The organism is Tetragenococcus solitarius NBRC 100494 (assembly GCF_001544195.1).
In the GTDB taxonomy this organism is placed as follows: Bacteria; Bacillota; Bacilli; order Lactobacillales; family Enterococcaceae; genus Tetragenococcus; species Tetragenococcus solitarius.
This window is the reverse complement of the sequence record NZ_BCPY01000026.1, coordinates 24,833-34,631: the sequence shown is the minus strand read 5'-3', so window position 1 is coordinate 34,631 and position 9,799 is coordinate 24,833. Positions and strand designations below refer to the sequence as shown.

6 protein-coding genes and 1 pseudogene are annotated in these 9,799 nt (G+C 35.7%); 4 read left to right on the top strand and 3 right to left on the bottom strand.

The features are described from left to right. Positions 1–177 precede the first annotated feature (177 nt). On the top strand, positions 178–1,536 hold the full coding sequence (locus TS1_RS08305; RefSeq protein ID WP_174519337.1) for a TrkH family potassium uptake protein: 1,359 nt from the start codon (positions 178–180) through the stop codon (positions 1,534–1,536). 234 nt (positions 1,537–1,770) lie between these two features. Here the strand turns inward: TS1_RS08305 and TS1_RS08300 are convergent. After that, positions 1,771–2,363, bottom strand: a pseudogene (locus TS1_RS08300) (TetR/AcrR family transcriptional regulator). Between the two features lie 277 nt (positions 2,364–2,640). Here TS1_RS08300 and TS1_RS08295 point away from each other — a divergent pair. From TS1_RS08295 to TS1_RS08285, 3 genes are all read left to right on the top strand, one after another. Beyond that, entirely contained in the window at positions 2,641–3,525 is an 885-nt protein-coding gene (locus TS1_RS08295) for an ABC transporter ATP-binding protein (RefSeq protein ID WP_068709706.1), read from the top strand. Positions 3,526–3,548: 23 nt separating this feature from the next. Beyond that, positions 3,549–5,162: an ABC transporter permease gene (locus TS1_RS08290; protein WP_068709704.1), complete on the top strand. Its 1,614-nt coding sequence runs from the start codon at positions 3,549–3,551 to the stop codon at positions 5,160–5,162. 262 nt (positions 5,163–5,424) lie between these two features. Next, a complete protein-coding gene (locus tag TS1_RS08285; protein WP_068709702.1) occupies positions 5,425–8,181 on the top strand; it encodes a cation-translocating P-type ATPase in 2,757 nt (918 codons plus the stop codon). Between the two features lie 182 nt (positions 8,182–8,363). On the opposite strand, the gene TS1_RS08280 is transcribed toward TS1_RS08285, so the two are convergent. Both TS1_RS08280 and TS1_RS08275 read right to left on the bottom strand, forming a co-directional pair. Then, a complete protein-coding gene (locus tag TS1_RS08280; protein ID WP_061840855.1) occupies positions 8,364–8,834 on the bottom strand; it encodes a Dps family protein in 471 nt (156 codons plus the stop codon). A gap of 296 nt (positions 8,835–9,130) precedes the next feature. Beyond that, on the bottom strand, positions 9,131–9,793 hold the full coding sequence (locus TS1_RS08275; RefSeq protein WP_068709700.1) for a Crp/Fnr family transcriptional regulator: 663 nt from the start codon (positions 9,791–9,793) through the stop codon (positions 9,131–9,133). Positions 9,794–9,799: the final 6 nt, after the last annotated feature.

The following is a 9,799-nucleotide window of genomic DNA, read 5'->3' as shown; positions in this document are numbered from 1 at the left end:
TTTTTGATCGTTTGAAAACTATTGTATCAATTGAATATATTCCTATTCTGAGTGTTTCCTTTTTTATTAGAAACTTTGAATAGTAAATGGCTAAAGCAAAAACTACAAATAATTGTTGAAAACGGCGCAGGAGTTCATTATAATAAGCTTATTTCAGTAGAGGAGCTAGCTGTTATGATGCAAAAAATTCAACGATTTCATTTAACTGTTTTTCAAATAATCTCACTCGGGTTTGCTAGTTTAATTTTGATAGGAACGGGTATGTTAATGCTTCCTATTTCGTCTAAAAGTGGCGAGTTTACTTCTTTTATAGACTCGCTTTTTACAGCTACATCAGCTACTTGTGTGACTGGCTTAACTACGCTTACAACGAGTGAACATTGGACTTTTTTTGGACAGGCGGTTATTTTATTACTCATTGAAATCGGCGGTTTAGGTTTCATGTCAATTCCAGTGATGTTCTTTGTTCTTTCAAAAAGGAAGATTAGTTTAAGTATTCGGATGGTTCTACGAGAAGCGTTAAATTCCGAAGAAATGTCTGGAGAAGTACATTCACTGCTGCGCTTATTAAAAATTGCGCTTAGTATACAGGGATTAGGAATCGTTTTATTAGCACTGCGTTTTGTTCCTCTGATGGGCTGGCAGAAGGGATTATGGTATAGTCTTTTTCACGCTATTTCAAGTTTCTGTAATGCAGGGTTTGACTTATTTGGAAATAGTTTGGTTTCTTTTCAAAAGGATCCTTGGGTTTTAATGGTAATAAGTTTTTTAATTATCGCAGGGGGTCTTGGTTTTTTTGTTTGGAGTAGCTTATTGTCATTGATTAAACGAAAGATCCATTTGAATCTGCATAGTCAAATTGCTCTTTTAGTGACTATTAGTCTATTAGTCTTAGGAACTTTGGGTTTTTTCGTTACAGAATATCACAATCCTGTTCTCTTTGTTGAAGAGAATCCGGTAAAACGTTTCTTTAATACCTTTTTTATGGCTGTTACGCCACGTACCGCTGGTTTTTTCTCCATTGATTATGCTTCAATGACTCATGCGGGATTAATGTTAACTATGATTTTGATGTTTATTGGAGGAACTTCTGGATCGACGGCTGGTGGACTAAAGACGACAACACTTGGCGTATTATTAATTCGAATGCACAGTACATTTAAAGGCCGAAGCCAGGCAGAGTTTCATGGACGTATGATTAAAGAAGGAACTGTTATGCGTGCGTTTAGTCTATTCTTTCTATTTTTAACACTGATTATTTTAAGCTCAATTATTCTTTCCATCACAGAGACTATCCCTGATGTTAATGGTTTGGGGTTAGAGTATATCGTATTTGAAGTGATTTCAGCAATTGGAACAGTAGGACTTACTATGGGCCTGACACCTGATTTATCAGTTATTGGGAAAATAATTATTGTATTGTTGATGTTTATAGGTAGAGTAGGAGCGATGACCTTTTTCTTCTCCCTTGTTGTACGTGCAAATAAAAAAGAAGCTAAATTTAAATACCCAGAAGAAACAGTCATGATTGGCTAGTTATTTTGTTGGTAATTAAACTTATGGTCTATTTTTTATAGAACATACAGTGGAAATGATTCATATAAATAGGCATTCGTTTTTAGACTATAAATAACGCTTGCCCATTTGAATTTTTTTGCTGTTTATAATAGAATAAAGTCGTTCAAAACATTGGACAACAATATCCGTAAATAGCGTTCCACTCTTGGTCGCTATTTACGGATATTATTTTTAGTTTTAAATGTCTTTAAATTATTTGGGAGCCAACCCTTTAATCAACAATTCTACCCACTGTTTTGTATAAGGGGCAAGATTTTCATATATTTTTGGATTAGATATTCCTTCAACTGTGGCTTGAAAATAAAGTAATAAAAATTCATCGGAATATTTCAGATCTATTTTACCTTCCTTGCGACCGCGGTGAAAAAGATCAAGCATCATATCCCTCGACTGTTTGGTATATAACTGCATCAAAACAGAAAGCCCATTTCCTTTTGCAGTTGTTAGATAAGCCATCAAGTCAAGATAAAATTGATGATGGACTTGTTCAAGATAATCCATTTTGTTATAACTTAAGGATACAAGCGTTTCTTCAAAGGGCTGTTTTTGTTCAGTTATTATTTCGGCATCGCTGATCATTTTATTAATAAATCGCTTAAAAACTTCATGAATGATACGTTCTTTGTTGCCGAAATATTTAAAAATGGTCGTTTTCCCAACGCCTGATTTTTCCACTAAATTGTCTATTTTTAGATTTTTTATCCCATTTTCTGTATTCATTAAATGAAAAGCAGCGATTAACACCTGATTTTTTTCTCGCTGGTTCTTTTCTCAAACCCATTCAATGTTTTACCCACTTTCCGAAAATATTTTTAAACAAATAGTTCATAATTTTTTCTTCATATATTATATATTGAAAATTATAGATTAACAATTCTTTTTAGTTCTTAATTCAATTCATTTTAAATTGACCTTTTATTTTTGTATGAATATAATGAGTTCGTAAATGAACTTTGGTTAGTGAAGTGATTCATTTCAAAAGCATGTGTGGTGCCTGTTAGAAAATATTTTACTTCTAAACTGGAAAGCATATAACAAACGAAGATAAAGGAGCTATGTGTAATGTCAGAGATTGTGAAGGTTCAGAAGTTACAAAAAAGTTTTGCTAAGGTAGAAGCACTAAAAGACGTATCTTTTACCGTTCATTCAGGAGAAGTCGTTGGGTTCATTGGTCCTAATGGCGCAGGTAAATCGACAACACTTCGGATTTTACTAGGGATTATTAACCGAAATGCCGGAGAAGCAAAAATTTTTAATAAGGATGTCTGGCAAGAAAGCTTGGAAGTTCATAAACGAATTTCCTATGTTCCTGGTGATGTTGCTTTATGGGGAAATTTGACAGGCGGAGAAATTATTGATTTATTTATGAAATTACACGGGAATGGAGACAAGGGTAAAAAAGAACGCCTTATTCAGCGCTTTGAATTGGATCCTAGCAAAAAGGCCAAAAGTTATTCGAAAGGGAATCGCCAAAAAGTAGGACTCATTGCTGCTTTATCTGTAGAATCCGACTTATATATTTTTGATGAACCTACTTCTGGCTTGGATCCTTTAATGGAAGCCATTTTCCAAGAAGAAGTGGAGCAATTAAAGAAGAGTGGAAAGGCTATTTTACTTTCTTCTCATATTCTAAGTGAAGTAGAACGTTTAGCAGATAGGGTGGTCATTATTCGCGCAGGCCAAATCGTTGAATCGGGTACATTATCAAAATTGCGTCATCTTACACGTCCGACCATTACAGTAGTGACTAAAGAACCGATTAAAGAATTAGCAGATACTTCTGGTATACATGATTTTAAAGCTATTTCACCTTATCAAGCAACATTTTCAGCCGATCAATCGGTGGTCAATGATATTATGATACAAATGACAAAACTGGGGATTGAGCAAATTGAATCAGTTCCTCCTACCCTGGAAGATTTGTTTATGCGTCACTATGAAGGTTAGTTTTGTGAGAGGAGGAGAGGAATTTGAACGAAAAGATTGCTCGATGGCATTTATTATTTATCCAATATTGTAAACGAGATTGGGCAAAGATCATTTTTTGGCTATTCGGTCTAGGTTTATTTTCTGGAGGATTTGTACCCGCTTTTGAAGAAATTGCCAAAGGGCAGGGCTTAGTGGGAATGTTTGAAACGATGAAAAATCCCGCAATGATTTCCATCGTTGGCCCAACTCCCATTGAAAAGGCCGTAGACTATACGATAAGTGCCATGTATGCCCACGAAATGTTACTTTTTTGTAGTTTATTTGCAATGATTATTTCAACTTTACATGTGATTAGTCATACACGCAAAGAAGAAGAACAAGGATTAAGCGAAATGGTTCGTTCTTTTCAAGTGGGAAGACAGGCCAATTCTTTGGCAGTAATAGTAGAAACTTTTGTCATAAATCTATTATTAGCTTTTTTCATTAGTGGATTCATAATGCTTTTTAACGTACAAAGCTTTGATTTAGAAGGAGCTTTATTATTTGCCAGTGCGATTAGCTTATCGGGAATGCTAGGAGCTATGCTAGCTTTAGTTTTTGCTCAACTAATGTCGACTTCTTCAGGAGCTGTGGGAAGCACACTTGGATTTATTGGACTTTTGTACATTTTACGAGCAGGCAGTGATGTGTCTAATCTAGACTTGTCAACACTGAATCCAATGGGATGGACCTATTTAACTTATCCCTTTACAGAAAATCATTGGTTACCTTTACTTTATAGTGCGATTTTATCTGTTGCCTTATTCTTTTTCGCTAGCTTTTTAGAAAATCGGCGTGATATGGGAACTGGATATTTTCCAGAAAGAGGAGGAAAACCAGAAGCTAAGCGAACTTTACTCTCTATTCATGGCTTACTATTTAGAATTAGTCGAACAACGATTATCAGCTGGTTACTCGCTTGCTTCATTCTGGGAGCAACTTATGGTTCAATTTATGGGGATATGGGAGTTTTTCTTTCCAGTAATGAACTCGTCGAACAAATGTTTAGCCAAGAGGGAAGCTCGATTGAAGCTTCATTTACAGCAACTATTATGTCTATTCTTGTTTTATTAACGACGATTTTGCCTATTTCTTTAATCAATAAACTATTTACCGAAGAAACGAGTTCGCGTTTTAGTCAGATTTTTTCGACAAAGGTAAGTCGTACTCGCTTATTTATGACAACAGTTTGCTTAGCAGTGGTAGCAGGCATGGTAGGAGTTTTTTTAGTATCTACTGGATTGGGCACAGCAGCAATTGCTGCAACAACTGGAGATTTTGAATTACAATTTAATGACTTTTTAGCAGCCGGCTATAACCTTTTTCCAGCATTGCTTTTCTTTGTAGGAATCGCTTCAGTATTCTTAGGGTGGTTGCCGCAGCTAAATAAGATAGTTTACGTCTATCTTGTTTATACCTTCGTGTTAAATTATTTTAAAGACATTCTTGACTTGCCTGAATGGATAAATAAAACGGCTATATTCAATTGGCCCGCTGAAATACCAATAGAGAGCTTTGATGTGACGATTTTTGCAGTCATTAGCGTGATTAGCTTAATACTGATTGTCATTGGATGGTTAGGCTATAGAAGACGGGATTTGGTAGAAAATAATTAAGATTTATGAAAAAATGAGTCTTTCTCACTAGGTCAGCGATCTATTATCAAGTAAAAGTTATTCATTCTTTTTGAAACTAGTGACTTGAAAATTCCATAAAATATTGTTATGCTGTTTTAGGTAATGATGTTTGATTTTTCAAATACATTTAAATAAAAAGCAGGTTGAAGCGCAAGCTTTCAAGACGTTCTTCCAAGGGTGAGGAAGTTCTTGTTAGCGTGCGCTTTTTATGCTTTTATCTAAAATAGAAAGGATGAAGAAAGTGAAGCTCTACCAACAAACAAAAGAGCAGATAAAAAAAGATTTTCAAGTTGACCTAGAAAATGGGTTAACAGACGAACAAGTAAGCCGACAACGTGAAAAATACGGCGAGAATAAGCTGCCCGAAAAAAAGGAGGATCCTTACTGGAAGGTCTTTCTTAAAAATTTCAAAGAGCCGATTGTCATTGTATTGATGGGAGCAATCGTCCTGTCATTATTAAGTGCTTTTCATGACATTCAAATTCAAGGAAATACGGAAAGTGGATATGAGTCATTATATGAAGCCGCAGCTATCTTTATTTTAATTATTATCAATGCTTTTTTAGGTTTTTGGCAAGAAATTAGTGCGCGTAAAAGCTTAAATGCACTAAAAGAAATGAATAGTCGAAATACAACGGTATTGCGTAATGGAAAGTGGCAGACGATTCCGGTGAACGAAATGGTCGTTGGTGATATTGTAAGCAACCAAGTAGGCGATTTTGTGGAAGCTGACGTTCGCTGGTTAGATGTCAATGAACTTCAAGTGATTGAATCTCATTTAACGGGCGAAGCTGATGCGATTGAAAAAAATACGGAGGCAATTAACGAAGACGCTGAACTTGGTGATCGAACCAATATGGGTTTTTCTGGTTCTACGGTTTCTAACGGTCAAGGAATCGGCGTGGTTGTTGCTGCAGGAGCGAATACCGAATTAGGGAATATCGCTCAAATGATCGAATCGGTTGAAACGAAACCATCACCACTTCAAAATACTGTTAATAGACTAACAAAAACCCTTATGTGGGTTTCTGCTGGTGTTGTTGTGTTCACTCTTATCGCTGGAATTATCCAAGCAGGCGAGCTTAGTTTTGAATCTATTGGTTCGGTATTATCAACTTCGATTGCACTGGCCGTTGCCTCTATCCCAGATGCCCTGCCAGCGGTGTTGTCGATTGTATTAACGATTGGTGCTAGTTCTATGGCTAAAAATAAGGGTCTTATTAAGTCATTAAACAGTGTGGAAACTTTAGGTGCGACTTCCTATATTTGTTCGGATAAAACCGGAACATTAACCAAAAATGAAATGACTGTTGTCCAATATTATGCCAATGGTCATAAATACGAAGTTACAGGGTTAGGTTACACGCCTAAAGGTGAAATTAAAAATGCTGGAAGTGATCCAGTTTCTGCTTCCAAGGCCTTTTTATACGGTGCCGTTTTATGTAATGACTCTTCGGTACAAGAAAATGAGCAGGGAGAATATACTCCTTTAGGAACACCGACAGAAGTCGCTTTAACTGTGTTAGGTAAAAAAGTGAATATCAGCCGAGAAGATTTAGAAAAAGATAAAGAGATTATTCGCACACTCCCTTTTTCAAGTAGTCGTAAAATGATGAGTGTGGTCGTTAAAGAAAACGGCAAGTATACCTTATATACCAAAGGCGCACCCGATGTGATGATCAATCGTAGTGCTGGCGTTTTAAAAGACGATGAAGTAGACCAAACGGAAGAAGAAAAAAATAACTTCTTATCGATCGTTGATGGTTATGCTGATGACGCTTTGCGTACATTAGCTGTTGGACAAAAAGAAATTAGCGAAGATGAAGCTTTAAATGGTACAGCAGAAACTTTAGAACATTCTCTCGTATTAACAGGTGTGGCTGGAATTATTGACCCGGCGCGTGAAGAAGTGAAAGTCTCTGTTCAAACATTACACAATGCCAACGTTGAAGTGGTTATGATCACAGGAGATCATGAAAAGACTGCACGAGCCATTGCATTTGAACTGGGAATTGTAGATAGTAAAAAAGCTCCTGTAGTTAAAGGGGCAGAAATCGAAAAAATGACGGATGACGAGTTGTTCGAAACAGTTAAAACAACCAATGTTTACGCTCGTGTATCTCCTGAACATAAACAACGGATTGTTAAACAATTACAAAGAGATGGTCAAATCACAGCAATGACGGGTGATGGTGTGAATGATGCTCCTGCATTGCGAGTTGCTGATATTGGTATTGCTATGGGGATTGCCGGAACAGAAGTAACGAAAGATTCTGCCGATTTGGTTTTATTAGATGATAAATTTACCACAATTGAAAATGCTGTTAAAAGCGGTCGTACCATTTATGGCAATATCAAAAACTTTATTCGCCATGAATTGACAACCAACGTGGCTGAAGTTTTATCTATATTAATTGGTTTGCTATTTTTCACTCAAACCGTTGGTCACGTATCTGGCGCTACGCCAACACTAACTGCTTTAATGGTACTATGGGTAAATATGATTAGTGATGCCGTTCCGTCCTTTTCTTTAGGTTATGATGTTCCAGAGGCAAATATAATGGAAGAAGACCCACGTGATCCAAATGAATCAGTATTGGCAAATTACATTTGGTCGCGCGTGTTAATTCGTGGTTTCTTCATGGGACTATTGGTTTATGTAGCATTCCTTTGGGCTGCTCATGAAGGAATGACAAGTAGTCAAGCTCAAACGGTTGCTTTTTTGACCTTGGTTTATGGGCAATTATGGCATGTATTTGATGCGCGCAGTACCAGGACATTATTTGAACGAAATCCTTTTGAAAATAAATATTTAGTGGCAGCTGTTTTATTTGCTGGAATGACTTCTTTCTTAGTAACAATTATTCCATTCTTTAACTTAGTGATGGGGACAGCTCCGCTTGATGGTTTTGTTTATCTAATCGTTTTGTTTGTTCCTGCATTGCCTACACTGATTTTGTCAGGAATTAAGGAATTATTTGGAGTTAAAATCTGGTAATGAGCTAATGCTAAGTACTCAATATATTGGTTTCAAGTGTTTAAAAATAATAGTTAATTGAAAAGAAAAAAGACTGGTAAAATGAATTTTCATTTTTCCAGTCTTTTTTTATTACAAATTTTAAGCTTTTTTCGCTTATAAAAGCTAGCAAGATCGTCTTGTTGTTTAGAGAAATAAGAACTTTATGCTGGGTCATTATTTGGCGCATGGCCAAGTTCAGCTTGAATCATCCATATATTTTTTTCGATATCTCTTTTGTAAGCAATAAAGATATCTTGTGTGGAATCATCGCCTTCTTCGCCAGAAATTTCAATTCCTTTTTGATAAAGGTCTGCTAAATAGCGATAGCCAGATACCAAAGTTTCTAATCGTTCGCTCATTGAACGATCCCAAGTGCCAACTTCATCTTTGATTCCAGTATGATCCGCAAATTCTTGTAGGGTGGAATAAGGCGAGCCATCTAAGGCAACCAAACGTTCTGCAATTTCATCTAATTGATCGTTAATTTCATCCATATAATCATCCATCATTGGATGTAATGTTAAGAATTCTGGACCGCGCATGTACCAGTGGGTTTGATGGATAACAGCCGCGAACTGACTTAAATCTGCTACTAATTGATTTAATGTTTCTTTTGTCTTTTCAAATTTCATTGAAAATTCCTCCTCTTTTTTGTAAGTTAAACATATCATCTAATTGATAATAGTTATCAATTATTCTTTACGACTTCCGCCTAACCTGCGATCTATAAATCAAAAAAATATTTCCTAGAATCACGCTCCTTTAATAAAGATAAGAAAGACAGATTAGAATTATTATAATCTAATAAATATTTTAAGCGATTTTATATAAAATTACAATCCTTTTTTGAAGAATTCTTTGACTTATTTATTAAAAAACAATAGCTTCTTCCTCTGTACTTAAAAGCATATTCATCCTAGTTTATACGTTAAATTTCTTCTAAACCTTCGTAATCAAGAAGCTGAATGGTTTGTTTTTCTCTTTTAATCAATTGTGCGCGTTCCAAGGATTTCAATTTACGCGATAATGTTTCTGGGGTGGTTCCAAGAAAAGCGGCCAATTCTTTAATCTTCATAGGAATTTTTACTTGGGAACTTTCTGTAGCTTTCGCTAAATCCAAGAGATAGATAGCCAGCCGTTCTTCAATTTTTTCCATCGTGAGAAATTGAGTCTGCTCTTCAACTTTGGCATTTTTTTGGGCATTAATGGTTAAAAGTTTTAAACTTAATTGTGGGTAAGCTTTTAAAAGCCCTTGAAAATCACTTTGTTTTAATATACAAACTTGAGTTTTTTGTAAAGCTTCCCCAAAAAGATTACTATTCTCAACGCCAAATATGGCATTTTCTCCCTCATAGCCACCAGGTTCCACGACCCTTAGTAATTGTTCTTTGCCGCTTGGGGAAAGTTGATAAACTTTGAAAAGCCCATAAGCGACAATTACAAGCTGTGGATCATCATAAGGAGAAAGAACGGTCTCTCCTTTTTTAAAGGTAATATGTCGAACAAGCTGGTGAATCTTTTTTTGATCTTCCCAATCTAAATGATTAAATAAAGGAACCAATGTGACACATAAATGTTCTTTTTGACTCATAATCAA